Source organism: Pseudomonas sp. B34(2017) (genome assembly GCF_002112915.1).
GTDB lineage: Bacteria > Pseudomonadota > Gammaproteobacteria > Pseudomonadales > Pseudomonadaceae > Aquipseudomonas > Aquipseudomonas pharyngis.
Genome location: NZ_NEJA01000003.1, coordinates 583,587 through 600,665 on the forward strand (window position 1 = coordinate 583,587; position 17,079 = coordinate 600,665).

The 17,079-nt window shown below is 61.7% G+C and carries 15 protein-coding genes and 1 riboswitch; of the genes, 7 read left to right on the forward strand and 8 right to left on the reverse strand.

The annotated features are described in order from the left end of the window. Positions 1-90: 90 nt before the first annotated feature. Complete coding sequence (ahcY, locus tag CAF80_RS12380; RefSeq protein WP_039767963.1) at positions 91-1,500, reverse strand: adenosylhomocysteinase; 1,410 nt, start codon at positions 1,498-1,500, stop codon at positions 91-93. A 22-nt stretch (positions 1,501-1,522) separates the two neighbouring features. After that, positions 1,523-1,621, reverse strand: a riboswitch (S-adenosyl-L-homocysteine riboswitch). Between the two features lie 192 nt (positions 1,622-1,813). On the opposite strand from ahcY, the gene CAF80_RS12385 reads away from it, so the two are divergent. Together CAF80_RS12385 and CAF80_RS12390 are read left to right on the forward strand one after the other, a co-directional pair. Beyond that, the gene (locus tag CAF80_RS12385) at positions 1,814-2,221 is read left to right on the forward strand and encodes an acyl-CoA thioesterase (RefSeq protein ID WP_011336338.1); all 408 of its coding nucleotides are present in this window, start codon (positions 1,814-1,816) and stop codon (positions 2,219-2,221) included. A gap of 73 nt (positions 2,222-2,294) precedes the next feature. Further along, positions 2,295-3,200, forward strand: coding sequence for a formate/nitrite transporter family protein (locus CAF80_RS12390; protein ID WP_039767964.1), 906 nt, complete (start codon positions 2,295-2,297; stop codon positions 3,198-3,200). On the opposite strand, the gene CAF80_RS12395 is transcribed toward CAF80_RS12390, so the two are convergent. Together CAF80_RS12395 and CAF80_RS12400 are read right to left on the reverse strand one after the other, a co-directional pair. Further along, a complete protein-coding gene (locus tag CAF80_RS12395; protein ID WP_085667394.1) occupies positions 3,201-4,466 on the reverse strand; it encodes a sodium:proton antiporter in 1,266 nt (421 codons plus the stop codon). A 106-nt stretch (positions 4,467-4,572) separates the two neighbouring features. Beyond that, on the reverse strand, positions 4,573-5,742 hold the full coding sequence (locus CAF80_RS12400) for an MFS transporter (RefSeq protein ID WP_085667395.1): 1,170 nt from the start codon (positions 5,740-5,742) through the stop codon (positions 4,573-4,575). A gap of 219 nt (positions 5,743-5,961) precedes the next feature. Here CAF80_RS12400 and CAF80_RS12405 point away from each other — a divergent pair, with 219 nt between their 5' ends. Together CAF80_RS12405 and CAF80_RS12410 are read left to right on the forward strand one after the other, a co-directional pair. After that, complete coding sequence (locus CAF80_RS12405; RefSeq protein WP_085667396.1) at positions 5,962-6,795, forward strand: EamA family transporter; 834 nt, start codon at positions 5,962-5,964, stop codon at positions 6,793-6,795. Positions 6,796-6,834: 39 nt separating this feature from the next. Then, positions 6,835-7,218, forward strand: coding sequence for an MAPEG family protein (locus tag CAF80_RS12410; RefSeq protein WP_039767967.1), 384 nt, complete (start codon positions 6,835-6,837; stop codon positions 7,216-7,218). Positions 7,219-7,267: 49 nt separating this feature from the next. Here CAF80_RS12410 and CAF80_RS12415 read toward each other — a convergent pair whose 3' ends face one another. Then, positions 7,268-8,440: a murein transglycosylase A gene (locus CAF80_RS12415; RefSeq protein WP_085667397.1), complete on the reverse strand. Its 1,173-nt coding sequence runs from the start codon at positions 8,438-8,440 to the stop codon at positions 7,268-7,270. Positions 8,441-8,568: 128 nt separating this feature from the next. Here CAF80_RS12415 and CAF80_RS12420 point away from each other — a divergent pair, with 128 nt between their 5' ends. Next, positions 8,569-9,018 carry a cytochrome c gene (locus CAF80_RS12420; protein ID WP_085667398.1) on the forward strand — a complete coding sequence of 150 codons (450 nt, stop codon included), beginning with the start codon at positions 8,569-8,571 and terminating at the stop codon, positions 9,016-9,018. A gap of 42 nt (positions 9,019-9,060) precedes the next feature. Here the strand turns inward: CAF80_RS12420 and CAF80_RS12425 are convergent, their stop codons facing one another. The 4 genes from CAF80_RS12425 to CAF80_RS12440 form a co-directional block, all read right to left on the reverse strand. After that, positions 9,061-9,456: a DUF1090 domain-containing protein gene (locus tag CAF80_RS12425; protein WP_039767970.1), complete on the reverse strand. Its 396-nt coding sequence runs from the start codon at positions 9,454-9,456 to the stop codon at positions 9,061-9,063. A gap of 97 nt (positions 9,457-9,553) precedes the next feature. After that, complete coding sequence (ligB, locus tag CAF80_RS12430) at positions 9,554-11,230, reverse strand: NAD-dependent DNA ligase LigB (protein WP_085667399.1); 1,677 nt, start codon at positions 11,228-11,230, stop codon at positions 9,554-9,556. Between the two features lie 143 nt (positions 11,231-11,373). Further along, positions 11,374-12,564: a methionine adenosyltransferase gene (gene metK / locus CAF80_RS12435; RefSeq protein ID WP_011336330.1), complete on the reverse strand. Its 1,191-nt coding sequence runs from the start codon at positions 12,562-12,564 to the stop codon at positions 11,374-11,376. 18 nt (positions 12,565-12,582) lie between these two features. Then, positions 12,583-13,578 carry a metalloregulator ArsR/SmtB family transcription factor gene (locus CAF80_RS12440; protein WP_085667400.1) on the reverse strand — a complete coding sequence of 332 codons (996 nt, stop codon included), beginning with the start codon at positions 13,576-13,578 and terminating at the stop codon, positions 12,583-12,585. 271 nt (positions 13,579-13,849) lie between these two features. On the opposite strand from CAF80_RS12440, the gene tkt reads away from it, so the two are divergent. Beyond that, the gene (gene tkt / locus CAF80_RS12445) at positions 13,850-15,847 is read left to right on the forward strand and encodes a transketolase (protein ID WP_085608891.1); all 1,998 of its coding nucleotides are present in this window, start codon (positions 13,850-13,852) and stop codon (positions 15,845-15,847) included. Positions 15,848-16,025: 178 nt separating this feature from the next. Continuing rightward, on the forward strand, positions 16,026-17,078 hold the full coding sequence (epd, locus tag CAF80_RS12450) for an erythrose-4-phosphate dehydrogenase (RefSeq protein ID WP_085667401.1): 1,053 nt from the start codon (positions 16,026-16,028) through the stop codon (positions 17,076-17,078). The last annotated feature ends 1 nt before the right edge of the window (position 17,079 follow it).

The window sequence follows — 17,079 nt, forward strand, 5'->3', positions numbered from 1 at the left end:
GGGGCAGAGCTTTCAAGCTTCGTACGGCAAGTCCGGCTTTTGACCTTGCTTGCCGCTTGAAGCTTGAAGCTCGCAGCTGCTCTTATGCTCTTAGTAGCGGTAAGCGTGCGGCTTGAACGGGCCTTCGACGGTCACGCCGATGTAGTCAGCCTGTTGCTTGGTCAGTTGAGTGACCACGCCGCCGAAGCCGCGAACCATTTCCAGGGCCACTTCTTCGTCGAGTTTCTTCGGCAGTACTTCAACGGTCAGGCGCTCGGCTTTCTGGGCTGGCGACAGGTCGGCGTACTTCTGGCCGAACAGGAAGATCTGTGCCAGCACCTGGTTGGCGAACGAACCGTCCATGATGCGGCTCGGGTGACCGGTTGCGTTGCCCAGGTTCACCAGACGGCCTTCGGCCAGCAGGATCAGGTAGTCGTCGTTCTGTGGGTCGAACGAGCCAGCACCGGTACGGTGGATCTTGTGTACCTGTGGCTTCACTTCTTCCCATGCCCAGTTCTTGCGCATGAAAGCGGTGTCGATTTCGTTGTCGAAGTGACCGATGTTGCAGACAACGGCGCGCTTCTTCAGGGCTTTGAGCATGTTTGCATCGCAAACGTTGACGTTGCCGGTGGTGGTCACGATCAGGTCGATCTTGCCCAGCAGCGCTTTGTCGATGCTCGCTTCGGTGCCGTCGTTGATACCGTCGATGAACGGCGAAACCAGTTCGAAACCGTCCATGCAGGCTTGCATGGCGCAGATCGGGTCGACTTCGGAGACTTTGACGATCATGCCTTCCTGACGCAGGGACTGGGCCGAACCCTTGCCCACGTCACCGTAGCCGATGACCAGCGCTTGCTTGCCGGACAGCAGGTGGTCGGTACCGCGCTTGATGGCATCGTTCAGGCTGTGACGGCAGCCGTACTTGTTGTCGTTCTTGGACTTGGTCACCGAGTCGTTGACGTTGATGGCCGGGATTTTCAGCTCGCCCTTGGCCAGCATGTCCAGCAGACGGTGCACGCCGGTGGTGGTTTCTTCGGTCACGCCGTGGACGCGGTCCAGAACCTGTGGGTATTTCTTGTGCAACAGCTCGGTCAGGTCGCCGCCGTCGTCGAGGATCATGTTGGCGTCCCATGGCTGGCCATCTTTCAGGATGGTCTGCTCCAGGCACCACTCGTACTCTTCTTCAGTCTCGCCTTTCCAGGCGAAAACCGGGATGCCGGCAGCGGCGATGGAAGCAGCGGCCTGATCCTGAGTCGAGAAAATGTTGCAGGACGACCAGCGCACTTCGGCTCCCAGGGCAACCAGGGTTTCGATCAGCACGGCGGTCTGAATGGTCATGTGGATGCAGCCGAGGATTTTTGCGCCTTTCAAAGGCTGCTCGGAAGCGTACTTGCGGCGCAGACCCATCAGGGCCGGCATTTCCGATTCGGCGATGATGGTTTCGCGACGGCCCCAGGCAGCCAGGGACATGTCGGCAACTTTGTAATCGTTAAAATCTGCAGGCGTGATAACAGCGCTCATGAGAGCCTCCATTCGTAATGTATGCGAATGGGCGCCGTTGTGCGTTTAGTGTCCGGCCTGAGCCGGTCAACGCCCCATCCGAGCCTGACAGGTTGAACCTGCTGCAGCGCCCCTCGGACAGGTGGCGGGAAAACGGTATCAAGTGAAGGTTACCGTTTTGAAACGGGGGCGATTATAGCTTTCTTTGAGCTGCGAGTGGCAAGCCGCAAGCGACAAGTAACAGCGGCTCGGCTTTTAACTTGCAGCTCGTCGCTTGAAGCTTGAAGCTGGGGGCGTAACCCTATTGCACAAACAACTCGGAGGCCGCCCCCCCATGAATTTCCACACCCGCAAGTGGGTAAAACCCGAAGACCTCAACCCCAACGGCACCCTGTTCGGCGGCAGCCTGCTGCGCTGGATCGACGAGGAAGCGGCGATCTACGCCATCGTTCAACTGGGCAACCAGCGTGTGGTGACCAAGTACATTTCCGAAATCAACTTCGTCAGCGCCTCGCGCCAGGGCGACATCATCGAACTGGGCATCACCGCCACCGAGTTCGGCCGCACCTCGATCACCCTGACCTGCGAAGTGCGCAACAAGATCACCCGCAAGAGCATCCTGACCGTCGAGAAGATGGTCTTCGTCAACCTCGGCGAAGACGGCTTGCCGGCGCCGCACGGGCGGACCGAGATCAGGTATGTCAAAGACCAGTTCAAGGATGACGTGCCCGTTACCGAGTAATCGCGTCACACCGGCGAACGGAAGCCGAGCGGCGCGTGTCGTAGCCTTATGACCCCGCCACCGGTTTCCCGCCATGACCACACCAACAGACGGCAAGACCCCCGATCTCTCGGCCAAGGAACAGCACGAAGTCGAGAAAAACCAGCCGCCCCGGGCGGCGGTTCTGCATGAAATCATCCGCAAACAGGGCGACCAGGAACTGGAGCGCAGCATCGCCGCGCTGTGGTGGTCGGCGCTGGCGGCCGGGCTGACCATGGGCCTGTCGCTGATGGGCATGGGCCTGCTCAACTCGCGTCTGCCCGAGGGCGACGAATTCAAGGTGATCGCCAGCTTCGGCTACTGCGCAGGCTTTCTCGCGGTGATTCTCGCCCGCCAGCAACTGTTTACCGAAAATACCCTGACCGCCGTGCTGCCGGTGATGACCAAGCCGACCCTGGCCAATTTCGGCCGGTTGATCCGGCTCTGGACCGTGGTGCTGTTCGGCAACCTGTGCGGGACGATTCTGGTGGCGTACGTGATGCTCGAACTGCCGATCTTCGACAGCAAGACCGACGAGGCCTTCCTCGAAATCGGCCGCAAGGTCATGGAGAACCATGCGAGTCAGATGTTCGCCAAGGGCATCGTCTCGGGCTGGATGATCGCCACCATGGTCTGGATGATCCCGTCCATGGAAAGCGCGAAGATGTGGATCATCATCCTCATCACCTATCTGATGGCACTGGGCGATTTCACTCACATCGTGGTGGGGTCGGCGGAGGTGTCGTATCTGGTGTTTGCCGGCGAGTTGCCGTGGAGTGACTTCTGGGCGGTGTTTGCCGGGCCGACGCTGGCGGGAAACATCATCGGCGGCAGTTTCATCTTTGCCCTGATCAGTCATGCGCAGATCCGCAGCGAAAGCGGCGCGCCGAAAGAAACGGATGCGCCGAAGGAATCTGCGGATCAGGCCGAAAAGCCCGATCCGCAGCGGATCAAGAAATGATCAGTGGTGCGCGGGCTCGGCAGCGGTCGCCGGCTCATCGCGGGTTGCGTGCTTGACCAGTTTGCCGATGGTCAGGCCCTGCAACAGGATCGACGACAGCACCACGATGTAGGTGATGCTCAGCAACAGATCGCGCTCCGGGCCCAGTGGCAGGGCCAAGGCCAATGCCACCGAAACACCGCCGCGCAAACCACCCCAGGTCAGGATCCGGATCGTACCGCGCGGCACCGTGCGCCAGCGCCGCAGCAAGACGATGGCCGGGGCCACGGTGAGCAGGCGCGACAGCAGAATCGCCAGCGCCAGCAAACTCGCCGCCGCCACGTGCAGCCAGTTGAACGGCAGCAGCAACAGCTCCATCCCGATCAGCGCGAACAGCAACGCGTTGAGCATGTCGTCGAGCAATTCCCAGAAACCGTCGAGGTATTTGCGCGTCATGTCGTTCATCGCCAGGTTGCGACCGAGGTTACCGATGATCAGCCCGGCGACCACCATCGCAATCGGCGCCGAGACGTGCAGCTCGGTGGCCATCGCCGAACCGCCGATCACCAGCGCCAAAGTCAGCATGACTTCGATCTGGTGCTGCTCGATGCTTTTGATCATCAGGTACACCAGATAACCGATCAGCCCGCCGAACAGCACGCCACCGATGGCTTCATGGGCAAACAGCATGGCCGTGGCGCCGACGGTCGGAGTTTCGCCCAGTTGCGCGATGCCCAGCAGCACGGTGAACACCACCACGGCGGTGCCGTCGTTGAACAGCGATTCGCCGACGATGGTGGTCTTCAGCGGCTTCGAGGCGTTGGCCGTACGCAGCACACCGAGTACCGCAATCGGGTCGGTCGGGGAAATCAGCGCGCCGAACAACAGGCAGTAGAGGAAGCTCACGTGCCAGCCGAACAGGGCAAAAATGTAATAGGCGAGGCTGCCGATCACGGCGGTGGCGATCAATACGCCGAAGGTCGCCAGCAGGCCGATCGGCCAGCGGTAGCTGCGCAGGTCGTTCAGGTTCACGTGCAAGGCGCCGGCGAACAGCAGGAACGACAGCATCCAGTTCATCAGCAGATCGCCGAAGTCGATCTGGCCGATCAGTTGCTGCACACGTTCTTCGAGGCCGGGGTAACCGAGCAGGCTCAGGCCTTGCAGCAACAGGGAAAACATCAGTGCGGTAACCATCACGCCGATGGTCGGGGGCAGGCCGATGAAGCGGAAATTCACGAAAGTGAGGAGGGTGGTGAGGCAGATGAAAGCGGCGACGAGTTCAAGCATCCGGGGTCCTTTGGATGGGGGGGGGAAAGACAGCGCGCCCGTTCATGGACGCAAGGGTTGGATGGGCTGACGCCGGGTGGGGACACAATTGTGTCCCCCGGGAAAATCAGCCGGACACATTGACCGCAGCGACACCCCGACGTTGCAGGTAGATGAAAAACAGCGCCGTCAGCACGGTCAGCACGCCCACCAGAGCGCCGGTCCAGGGCAAGTCCGCAAGGTCCGCGCCGCTGGCCACCACCAGTCCGCCAATCCATGCGCCGGCGGCATTGCCGAGGTTGAACGCGCTCTGGTTCAGGGTCGAACCGAGGTTCGGTGCCTCGTGAGCCTGATCGATGATCAGCAGTTGCAGGATCGGGCACAGGGCGAAGGCAAAAATCCCCCACAGCACCAGCGTGATCGCTGCCGGAACCACCGAGCGACTGGTCTGGCTGAACGCCGCCAGAACCACCACCACCGCCAGCGCCACACCCACCAATGACGGCAACAGACGACTGTCGGCCAGGCGTCCGCCGAGCATGCTGCCGCCGGTCAGGCCGACACCGAACAACAGCAGCATCACCGTCACGCCGTGGGGGCTGACGCCGGTGATGTCCTGCAAAATCGGCGCGATGTAGGTGAACACGCTGAACAGGCTGGTGGAGGCCAGCACGCTCATGCCCAGTGCCAGCAACACGTTGACCTTGCCCAGCACCTTGAACTCGCTGGCGAGGTTGGCCTTGTCCATCGGGATATGTTTCGGCAACCACAGCCATTGGGCGAGGGCGGCGATCACACCGATCACCGAGACCGCCCAGAAGGTCGAGCGCCAGCCGGCGTACTGGCCGAGCGCCGTGCCCAGCGGTACGCCGAGAACGTTGGCCAGGGTCAGGCCGGTGAACATCATGGAAATCGCCTGCGCCCGCTTGTTCGGTGCGACCAGCCCGGCGGCCACCACCGAACCGATGCCGAAGAACGCCCCGTGGCACAGCGCGGTGACCACCCGCGCCGCCATCAGCGTCGCGTAGTTCGGCGCCAGTGCGCACAGCACGTTGCCGAGGATGAACATCAGCGTCATGCCCAGCAGCGTGGCCTTACGCGGCATATTGGCAGTGCCGATCGCCAGAATTGGCGCACCGAACACCACCCCCAGGGCGTAGCCGGTGATCAACAGGCCGGCGTGGGGAATGCTCACCGCGAGGTCGCGGGCGACATCGGGCAGCAGGCCCATGATGACGAATTCAGTGGTGCCGATGCCGAAAGCGGCAACAGCGAGGGCAAGCAAAGCGAGTGGCATGCGCAAGGTCTCTGTCGGTAGTCTTGACGCTTTGATCAGGCATACGCAGGCCGGCGACCGGTCTCGGGCGAGAACGGGGCAGGCAGGAATTATTGGAATTTATCTGTGCGCAACTGAGTGCGGCGTGGTCGCTTGCAGTATAAACAGCTGCTGACACATCGCGAATCAATAATCTGACTAATTGGCTCAGGTTCAACAACAAAAACAAAGGAGTGGCACGTGCTGGCGACAGCTCTGGTGTTGGTGGCGGCGCTGTTGCACGCAGCGTGGAACACGTTGATCAAGTTCAGCGCCGAACGGCTGCTGGTGGTGGCCTGCATGGACACCGTGGCGCTGTTGTTCGTGGCGCTGGCGATGCCTTTCATCAGCCTGCCGCCGGCGGAAATCTGGCCGTGGATTCTGGCGTCGGCGGCGTTCGAGCTGCTCTATCGCTATCTGTTGATCCAGGCCTATCGGGTCGGCGACCTGGGGCTGGTCTATCCGTTGATGCGCGGATTGTCGCCACTGGTGGTACTGGCGCTGACCCTGATCTTCGCCGGCGAAGTGCTGACCACCCAGCAAATCTTCGGAATCCTGTTGATCCCGCTGGGCATAGCTTGCCTGCTCTGGCAGGGCGGCGGCGGGAAACATTTGCCGTGGGCGATGCTGCCGGTGGTGGCGCTGATCGGCTTGTGCATCGGTTGCTACACCTACATCGACGGTCAGGCGTTGCGGCGCTGGTCGCATCCGCTGGATTACCTGGTCTGGGTCACGCTGCTCAGTGCCTGGCCGTTCCCGTTGCTGGCGTGGGTGGCCAAGCGGCCGGCGTTCAAGCTGTTCTGGCGCGAGCAATGGAAGCTGGGATTGGCGGTCGGGTTCTGCGTGTTGTTCAGCTACGCTCTGGTGCTGTGGGCGATGCAGTTGGGCTCGATTGCCGAAGCGGCGGCGTTGCGTGAAATCAGCGTGATACTGGTGGTGCTGTTCGGCATGCGTTACCTGAAAGAACCTTTCGGCCGGCCGCGGCTCTTAGCCTGTGGGCTGGTGCTGATCGGCATGCTGGTGATGAAGTTCTGACCGCCCGGCAACTCTAAAACTCGAAAGAAGGACGGTGTTATGACGGTGGCTTTGTGGTGTGTGTTGATCGCGATCTTTCTGCCCTATCTGTGCACCGTCGTGGCCAAGGCCTCGGGCGGTTTCAGACTGCGGGACAATCATGATCCCCGGGACTTTCTGGACAGCGTGGATGGCGTGGCGCGCCGTGCCCATGCGGCGCAACTGAACAGTTTTGAAGTGACCCCGGCGTTTGCGGCGGCGGTGATCGTCGCGCACCTGGTGGGCACGGCAGAGCTGGTGACGGTCAACGTGCTGGCGGTGCTGTTCATCACCAGTCGCCTGCTCTACATCATTTGCTATCTGGCGGACTGGGCGGCTTTGCGCTCGCTGGTCTGGTTTGTCGGGATGGTGCTGATTGCCAGCTTCTTCTTCGTTTCGATCTGAACCTGAAAAGATCGCAGGCTGACGAGGCCTGCGATCTTTTGCATTGTGCTTACGGCTTGTCGGCTACCTGCGGCACTTGCGGCAACGCCGCGCCTTTCGGCCAGAGCATCCAGATCTGCCCTTGCTGCTTCATGTCGCCCGCCAGTTGCCCGGCGGCATCGCCGGTGCCCCAGAACAGATCCGCGCGAACCTCACCGGCAATCGCGCCGCCAGTGTCCTGCGCAGCCACCGGGCGTACCAGCGGCGTGCCGTCGGGGCGAGTGGTCGATAGCCACAACAGGCTGCCCAGCGGAATCACCTTGCGGTCCACTGCCGCGCTGTAACCGGCGGTCAACGGCACGTTCAGCGAGCCGCGTGGCCCTTCGTTGCTGTCCGGATTGCGGGTGAAGAACACGTAGCTCGGATTGCTCGCCAGCAGTTCCGGAATGCGCGACGGGTTGGCCTTGGCCCAGTTGCTGATCGCACCCATGGTGACTTCTTCTTTTTTCAGCTCGCCCTGTTCCACCAGCCAGCGGCCGATCGGTCGATACGGGTGACCATTCTGGTCGGCGTAGGCGATGCGCAGTTGTCGGCCGTCATCGGTCTGAATCCGCCCCGACCCCTGAATCTGCAGAAATTGCAGGTTCATCGGGTCGGTCAGCCAGGCCACGACCGGCGCCTTGACGCCTTGGCTTTCGATGGTCGCCGCATCGTCGTAAGGCTTGAGCACGCGACCTTCGAGGCGGCCGCGCAGGCGCTTGCCTTTGAGTTCCGGGTAAATACTGTCCAGCGAGACAATGATCATGTCTTCGGGCACGCCATACACCGGCACGTTGGCGGTGGCGGTTTGCGTCAGGCTGCCGGGATAGACCGGTTCGTAGTAGCCGGTGATCAGGCCGTTGGGATTGTCGTTCTCGGCGCGCAGGCCGAAGACGTCTAGGTTCTGCTTGAGGAACGTGCGGATGTCGCCGGCGCTTTGCGGCACGTTGGCGGCGGCTGCACAGGTTGGGCCCCAGACCGGGTCAGCCTTGAGCCGGGTGCAGGCGCTGCGCCACGAACCGAAACCGGCCACCAGGTCGCTATCGGACACTGCCGGCAGGGCTTCCCAGGTGGCACTGGAATACGTGGCCAGGGCGTGGGTTTTCGGCTTGGCGCTGTCGCCACCGGTGCACCCGGCGAGGATCGCCAGCAGCGGAAGGGTGACGATGAGCGGATGACGCCAGGCCTTGAAGCGGCTGTTCATGGAGAATTTCCTGTGCCGGTTGCAGAAGTGCTCCATGCGCTCAAGCAACCCTTATTGTTAATAGGGCTATTGGTGTTTGGCGGTGACCCGAGGATACTGGCCGCCGATTTCCGTGACCTGAAGCCACCATGACTCTTAAAAGAATTTCTGTTGTATTGCTGGCCTGTCTGACCTTGTCCGCCTGTGGCGGTGTCGACCCGAATTCCCCGCTGGGCCAGCGCAAGGCGATCTTCAAGCAGATGCTCAAAACCGGCGAAGACCTGGGTGGCATGTTGCGTGGGCGCATCCCGTTCGACGGAGCGAAATTCGCCGAAGGCGCGGTCAAGCTCGATGCGTTGTCCCATGAGCCGTGGAAACATTTCCCGCAGGTGCGCGAAGAAGATCACACCAGCTCCAAGGACGATGTCTGGCAGAAACAGGCCCGCTTCCAGGAAATGGCCCGCACCCTTGAAGCGGCCACCGGTGAACTGGTGATCGCCAGCAAGGTTCAACCCTACAAGGCCAGTAACCTGGGGCCGGCGGTGCAGAAAGTCGAAGATGCCTGCAGTGCCTGCCATAAAGAGTTTCGCGACCACTGATGTTCAAGGGATCACAGCCTTTGGCCGTGATCCCCGGCTTTCTTACTTGTCGAGTTCGTCCAGCGCGTCCTGCAATTCCTTGCGCGATTCGGCGAGCTTGTTCTTGCGCTTGTCGATCTTCTCCGGATCGCCCTTCTTCATGGCCTTGTCCAGATCAGCCTGACGCCTGCTCACTTCGTGCTTGGCGTCGAGTACCTTGTTTTCCCGCTCTTTCTTCAGGCCGGCGTCGGTGCAGTGTTCGGTGACTTCGCGCAGGGCGGTTTCGAGGCCGGCCTGCTGGTCGGCATTGCCGCGGGACTTGGCCTGTTCGATCTGATTGATGATGCCCTGCTTCTTGGCAGCACAACCGGTCAGGCCCGGCGCGTCTTCGTCGGCCATCACGGGGGCGGCGAGGACTGCGCAGAAAGACAGCAGGGCGAGCGGTGCGAGAAATTTCATAAAAGCTCCATGTGCAAAGGCAATCGTATCGGTGAAGCACTGCGCTGTTGGAGCGCTCCGGCGGACTTGGGTTCCCGGTGGGCCGGGGATTGCGTGTTCAGAAGCCGTCGACGCCGGCGGCTTGCAAGGTTTCACTCAGGGCCAGTACCTGCGGGTCACGAAAAAAGGCGCTCAATTGCGCCGCGCGACCCGGGCCGATTCCGGCTTCTGCCTGCCATTGTTCGGTGTTGCGTTGTGCCAGCGCCTGCCATGAATCGGCAAGTGTTGCCTGACCGGTCGGTGGCAGCCCCAGGGCTTTGAGCCACTGCAGGAACGGCCGTTGGCGGGCGCTGTGAAAACTGTGCAGCAGGCGGGCGCTGCTGCGCTCGCCGAGACCGGCAATGTTAGCAAGCTCCGGCCCGTCGAGGGTCAACCAATCCAGCAGGCTGTTCAGGCGGCCTGTTTCCAGAAGTTTCTCCCAGGTGCCGCGACCGACATGGGGCAGGGCCAGTCCCTGCTTGCCGCTGAGCCAGGTCAGGCGGGCGAGGAACTGGCTTTCGCAGCCCGGCGTCGGTTGCCAGCAGCTCAGGGCGTGAAAGTCGCTGGCGAGCGGAACGTTCAGATCCACGCGTTCAGTGCTGCGCAGCACCACGCTGTCGAGGCGCGGAATCGTCAGCCCGGCCAGGCTGATTGCCACCTGATCGCCGGGGCGAATGTCCAGTTCCTGCCAGCGCCTGAGCGAACTGACACTGACCCGTTTGATCTGCCGGTCATCGAGCATCACCGGCGACAGTTCAAGCACCGGCGTGATGCGCCCGGTGCGGCCGATCTTGAAATTTACTTTGCGCACATCGGCCAGCGCCTGGGCAAAAGGGTATTTCCAGGCGACAGCCCAATAGGGCGGACGAGCTTGCCAGCGCTCTGCCGGTGGCCGCAGGCTTTGGCGCAGAACCACTCCGTCCGTGGCAAATGGCAGTGGCGAGCGATACCAGTGATCGCGCCAGTGTTGCGCTTCGTTCAGGCTGGCGACGGCCTGGGTGTAGGGCTCCGTGGTGGGAAAACCGAACTGCGTCAGCGCCGCGATTCGCTCCGGCAAGTCCTTCGGCCCTTGCGGCCAGTCCCAGACAAACAGCCCGATGCCTGCAGCGTGTTCCGCGTCGAGATCCTTACGCCCCAGCAGCCCGGCCACGGTGGCGCGGGCGTTGGCGCTGCCGGCACGTGCCTGCTTATGGCCGTTCAAGCGCCAGTAGAGTTCGCCTTGCACCAACAGATCCTGCTGTTGCGTCAGCCGCTGTGGAATGGCTCCGATCCTTTTTGCCGACGCGGTCCAGTCCTGCCCGCGAACACCATCCCCGCGACTGATCGCCTGATGCAATCGGCCGTCGCGATAGATCAGGGTGACCGCCACGCCATCGACCTTGGGTTGCACCCATACGTTTTGGCGGTCGCGCAGCCAGGTGGCGATGTCTGCCGCGTCGTGAAGCTTGTCCAGACCGGTGTGAGCGACCGGGTGCGCAACCGGGCCTGATGCGGTGCGCAACGGCTCGGGCGGTGAGGGAAGTTTGAAGCACCGGCGCCATTGGTTCAGGCGCAAGCGGGACTGATCGTAGAGCTCATCGGCGATCACCGAACGACCTTCGCGATGATAGGCGTCGTCCCAGCGGTCGATCTGTTGTTGCAGGGCGGCGACTTCGCTCGAAGCCCGGGCGGCGGCCCAGTCGGGGCAGTCGGCAGCGAAGGTGTTGAGGTGGAAAAACGGCAGGAAAAACAAAAACAGGCGCAGTGTGGCAAGCATCGTGAGCGTCCTTGCTCAGAGAGATACCTGAAGGCTAGCCGGGATTTCGAAGCGGGCCGGGCGGCTGTTTTGCCGGTTGTTTCGCGGCCATGAAAAAGCCCCGCACGGCGAACCGTGCGGGGCTTCTTGTACCGCCAGGAAAATTACAGGCCGGCAGCGGAACGCAGAGCGTCGGCGCGGTCGGTTTTTTCCCAGGTGAACGTGGAGAAGGTGTCTTCGCCAACGGTCTTGGTCTGCGGAGCGCGGCCGAAGTGGCCGTAGGCTGCGGTTTCCTGGTACATCGGGTGCAGCAGGTCCAGCATGGTGGTGATCGCGTATGGACGCAGGTCGAACACTTCGCGGACCAGTTTGATGATCTTGTCATCGCTGATCTTGCCGGTGCCGAAGGTGTTCAGCGAGATCGAGGTAGGCTGGGCCACACCGATCGCGTAGGAAACCTGGATCTCGCAACGCTCGGCCAGGCCGGCAGCCACGATGTTCTTGGCAACGTAACGGCCAGCGTAGGCCGCCGAACGGTCAACCTTGGATGGATCTTTACCGGAGAACGCGCCGCCGCCGTGACGGGCCATGCCGCCGTAGCTGTCGACGATGATCTTGCGACCGGTCAGACCGCAGTCACCTACCGGGCCGCCAATGATGAACTGGCCGGTCGGGTTGATGTGGAACTGGGTGTCCTTGCTCAGCAGTTCGGCAGGCAGCACGTGCTTGACGATCAGCTCCATCACGCCTTCGCGCAGGTCGTTGTACGACACTTCAGGGTTGTGCTGGGTCGACAGAACCACGGCGTCGATACCGACAACCTTGCCGCCTTCATAACGGCAGGTCACTTGCGACTTGGCGTCCGGACGCAGCCAAGGCAGCAGACCCGACTTGCGGGCTTCGGCCTGACGCTGCACCAGCTGGTGCGAGAAGGTGATCGGTGCCGGCATCAGCACGTCGGTTTCGTTGCTGGCGTAGCCGAACATCAGGCCCTGGTCGCCGGCGCCCTGATCTTCAGGCTTGGCACGGTCAACACCCTGGTTGATGTCAGGGGACTGCTTGCCGATGATGTTCATCACGCCGCAGGTCGCGCCGTCGAAGCCGACGTCGGAGCTGGTGTAGCCGATGTCGCAAATCACGTCACGAACGATCTGCTCCAGGTCGACCCAGGCACTGGTGGTCACTTCACCGGCAACGATGGCCACGCCAGTCTTGACCAGGGTTTCCACCGCAACGCGTGCGTGCTTGTCCTGGGCAATGATGGCGTCCAGCACTGCATCGGAAATCTGGTCGGCGATTTTGTCCGGATGTCCTTCAGACACGGACTCGGAGGTGAAGAGGGAGTATTCGCTCATCTCGATGTTTTCCTGAATTTACCGATGGTGAGTGTCGCCAGCCGGTCGCTGAAAATGGCGGACCTGGATCTGGAAACCATTACGTAAGCCTACATAGAGGCTTTCCCCGGGAACGAGTCCCGCAGCGGTGGCCCAACGGGCCAGATCGTCCTGTTCAAACCCCAACCACAGATCACCGCAGGCCTCCCTGGCCCAACTCTGGTTGTGGCTACATAACTCTGTCACGAGCAGGCTACCGCCCGGTTGCAGCAGGCTGGCCATGTGCTTGAGCGCTTCGGCCGGCGCGGCGAAATGGTGCAACACCATGTTCAACACCACGCAATCGGCCTGAAGGCTCACGCCATTCAATGCATCGGCCAATTGCAGGCTGACGTTAGCCAGCTGTTCACGTTCACATACCTGGCGGGCCAGTTCGAGCATCGCCGCGCTGTTGTCCAGTGCGGTTACGGTGTCGAAGCGACGCGCCAGTTCCGGCAGGAATGCACCATCGCCGGGGCCGACTTCAATGGCCGTGGCTGCGCCATCGAAATTCAGTTTGTCGAGCAGGGCCAGCACGCTTTCACGGTACTGCGGCAGGCCGGCAATCAAATCCTGCTGGGCGCGGAATTTCTCTGCAACCCTTGCGAAAAAGTCCTGGCTGTTGGCCGCGCGTTGCCCGTGAACCTGTGCGATCCGGGTTTCCACGTCGGCTGGCAGCGCCAGATTGTCGACTTCTTCTAACAATGCCGCATGCAACTTGCCGCCCAGCAACTCGGTGTGGGGCAGGGCGCGGCGATAGAACACCGCATTGCCTTCGCGGCGAGTCGCCACCAGATCCGCCTGCGCCAGCACTTTAAGGTGATGGCTCATGCCGGACTGGCCGATACCGAAAATCTGCGCCAGTTCCAGTACGCCGAACGAGTCGTTGGCCAGGGCACGCAATACATTCAGCCGCAGCGGATCGCCGCCGGCCTTGCACAGGGCCGCCAGCTCGTCGCAATCGTCATGGCGAATGGAAGGCACGCGTAAGTTCATAGGGCTGGCAGTCTAGTGACGGCCCGGAAGCACCGCAAGGTCTATATCAAAAAGTTTTGATATTGCTCGATGGATGGCGCATTCGATTGCACTTCTCACTGCCCGGTCAACTCTACAAACGAACAGCGGAAAGGTTTCACCAACCGAAACCGATGTTATCCAATGGAAAAACGCCTCCGGATGACTATCTGTCATTGCCCCGAGGCGCTCGGGTGAGGGAAAATGCCCTCCTTTTTTCCGTTTCAATCTATTCACACCCAGGAGATCAGCGATGCCTAGCCGTCGTGAGCGTGCCAACGCCATTCGTGCCCTCAGCATGGATGCCGTGCAAAAAGCCAACAGCGGCCATCCCGGTGCCCCTATGGGTATGGCAGATATCGCCGAAGTGCTTTGGCGCGACTACCTCAAGCACAACCCGAGCAATCCATCGTTCGCCGACCGTGACCGCTTCGTGCTGTCCAACGGCCACGGCTCGATGTTGATCTACTCGCTGCTGCACCTGACCGGCTACGACCTGTCGATCGACGACCTGAAGCAATTCCGTCAACTGCACAGCCGTACCCCGGGCCACCCGGAATTCGGTTACACCCCGGGCGTTGAAACCACCACCGGCCCGCTGGGTCAGGGCCTGGCCAACGCTGTGGGCTTCGCCTTGGCAGAAAAAGTCCTGGGCGCGCAGTTCAACCGCCCTGGCCACAACATCGTCGACCACCACACCTACGTGTTCCTGGGTGATGGCTGCATGATGGAAGGCATTTCCCACGAAGTCGCTTCCCTGGCCGGCACTCTGGGCCTGGGCAAGCTGATCGCCTTCTACGATGACAACGGCATTTCCATCGACGGCGAAGTCGAGGGCTGGTTCACCGACGACACGCCGAAGCGTTTCGAATCGTACAACTGGCAAGTGATCCGCAACGTTGACGGTCACGACCCGGAAGAGATCAAGACCGCCATCGAGACCGCTCGCAAGAGCCCGCTGCCGACCCTGATCTGCTGCAAGACCACCATCGGTTTCGGTTCGCCGAACAAGCAAGGCAAGGAAGATTGCCACGGCGCCCCGCTGGGTGACGCGGAAATCGCCCTGACCCGTCAGGCGTTGAACTGGAACCACGGCCCGTTCGAAATCCCGGCCGACATCTATGCCGAGTGGGATGCCAAGGAAAAAGGCCGCGCCGCCGAAGCCGAGTGGGATCAGCGTTTCGCTGCCTACTCCGCCGCGTTCCCCACCGAAGCCAACGAACTGATCCGTCGCCTGAGCGGCGAGCTGCCGGCCGACTTCTCCGAGAAGGCTGACGCCTACATCGCCGACGTTGCTGCCAAAGGCGAAACCATCGCCAGCCGTAAAGCCAGCCAGAACGCCCTGAACGCGTTTGGTCCGCTGCTGCCGGAAGTGCTGGGCGGTTCGGCTGACCTGGCCGGTTCCAACCTGACCCTGTGGAAAGGCTGCAAAGGCGTCAGCGCCGAAGACGCCAGCGGCAACTACATGTACTACGGCGTGCGCGAATTCGGCATGACCGCGATCATGAACGGCGTTGCCCTGCACGGCGGTCTGGTGCCTTACGGCGCGACCTTCCTGATGTTCATGGAATACGCCCGCAACGCAGTGCGCATGTCCGCCCTGATGAAGCAGCGCGTGATCCACGTCTACACCCACGACTCCATCGGTCTGGGCGAAGACGGCCCGACGCACCAGCCGATCGAGCAACTGACCAGTCTGCGCAGCACGCCGAACCTCGACACCTGGCGTCCAGCCGATGCCGTTGAATCGGCAGTGGCCTGGAAAAACGCGCTGGAGCGCAAGGACGGCCCGTCGGCGCTGATCTTCTCGCGTCAGAACCTGCAGCACCAGACCCGTGATGCCGGCCAGATCGCCGACATCCGTCGTGGTGGTTACGTGCTGAAGGACTGCGCAGGCGAGCCTGAGCTGATCCTGATCGCGACCGGTTCGGAAGTCGGTCTGGCCGTTCAGGCCTACGACAAACTCACCGAGCAGGGCCGCAAGGTGCGCGTGGTTTCCATGCCATGCACCAGCGCGTTCGACGCTCAGGACGCCAGCTACAAGCAATCGGTCCTGCCGTTGCAGGTTGGCGCACGTATCGCGATCGAAGCGGCCCACGCCGACTTCTGGTTCAAGTACGTGGGTCTGGAAGGTCGCGTGATCGGCATGACCACCTACGGCGAATCGGCTCCGGCTTCGGCACTGTTCGAAGAGTTCGGCTTCACCCTGGAAAACATCCTGGGTCAGGCTGAAGAGCTGCTGGAAGACTAAGGCACATCGCGGTGATCTCATGATCACCGCAATCCTTTTGGGAGCTGGCTTGCCAGCGATAGGGCCATCCGCTTCAACATCATGTTGCCTGACCGGACGCTATCGCTGGCAAGCCAGCTCCAACATGTGATGTGTCGCAAATAAGCATTGCGTCTGCCTGCGTATTATCGAGAACCCCATGCCTCAACCGCGTCCCTACAAAGTTGCACTCAACGGCTACGGCCGGATTGGTCGTTGCGTCTTGCGTGCGTTGTTCGAGCGAGGCTCAGCGGCAGGGTTTGAAATTGTCGCGATCAACGATCTGGCCGACATGGCCAGCATCGAATACCTGACACGCTTCGACTCCACCCACGGCCGGTTCCCGGGCGAGGTGAAGGTCGACGGCGATTGTCTGCATATTAATGGCGACTGCGTGAAGGTCCTGCGCAGTGCCACCCCCGAAGGCATCGATTGGGCATCGCTGGGCGTCGATCTGGTGCTCGAATGCTCCGGCGCTTACCACACTCGCGCAGACGGCCAGCGCTTTATCGACGCCGGCGCGCCGCGTGTACTGTTTTCGCAGCCGATGGCCAGCGAGGCGGATGTCGACGCCACCATCGTCTACGGCGTCAATCAGGATTGCCTGACCGGCGACGAACTGCTGGTGTCCAACGCCTCCTGCACCACCAACTGCGGCGTACCGCTGTTGCGTCTGCTGGATCAGGCGGTCGGCCTGGATTACGTATCGATCACCACGATTCACTCGGCGATGAACGATCAGCCGGTGATCGACGCCTATCACCACGAAGACCTGCGCCGCACCCGTTCTGCGTTCCAGTCGGTGATCCCGGTGTCCACCGGTCTGGCGCGTGGTATCGAGCGCCTGCTGCCGGAACTTGCCGGGCGAATTCAGGCCAAAGCCGTACGCGTGCCGACGGTCAACGTGTCCTGCCTCGACATCACGATGCAGACCGCGAGCGACACAGACGCCGGCGAGGTCAACCGGATCCTGCGCGACGCCGCCACCAGCGGCCCGCTCAAAGGTCTGTTGGCCTACACCGAATTGCCTCACGCCAGTTGTGATTTCAACCATGACCCACATTCGGCCATCGTCGATGCCAGTCAGACCCGCGTTTCCGGCCCTCGGCTGGTGAACATCCTGGCCTGGTTCGACAACGAATGGGGTTTTGCCAACCGAATGCTGGATGTTGCAGAACACTATCTGCAAACAGCGACTTCAAAAAAACCGTAGG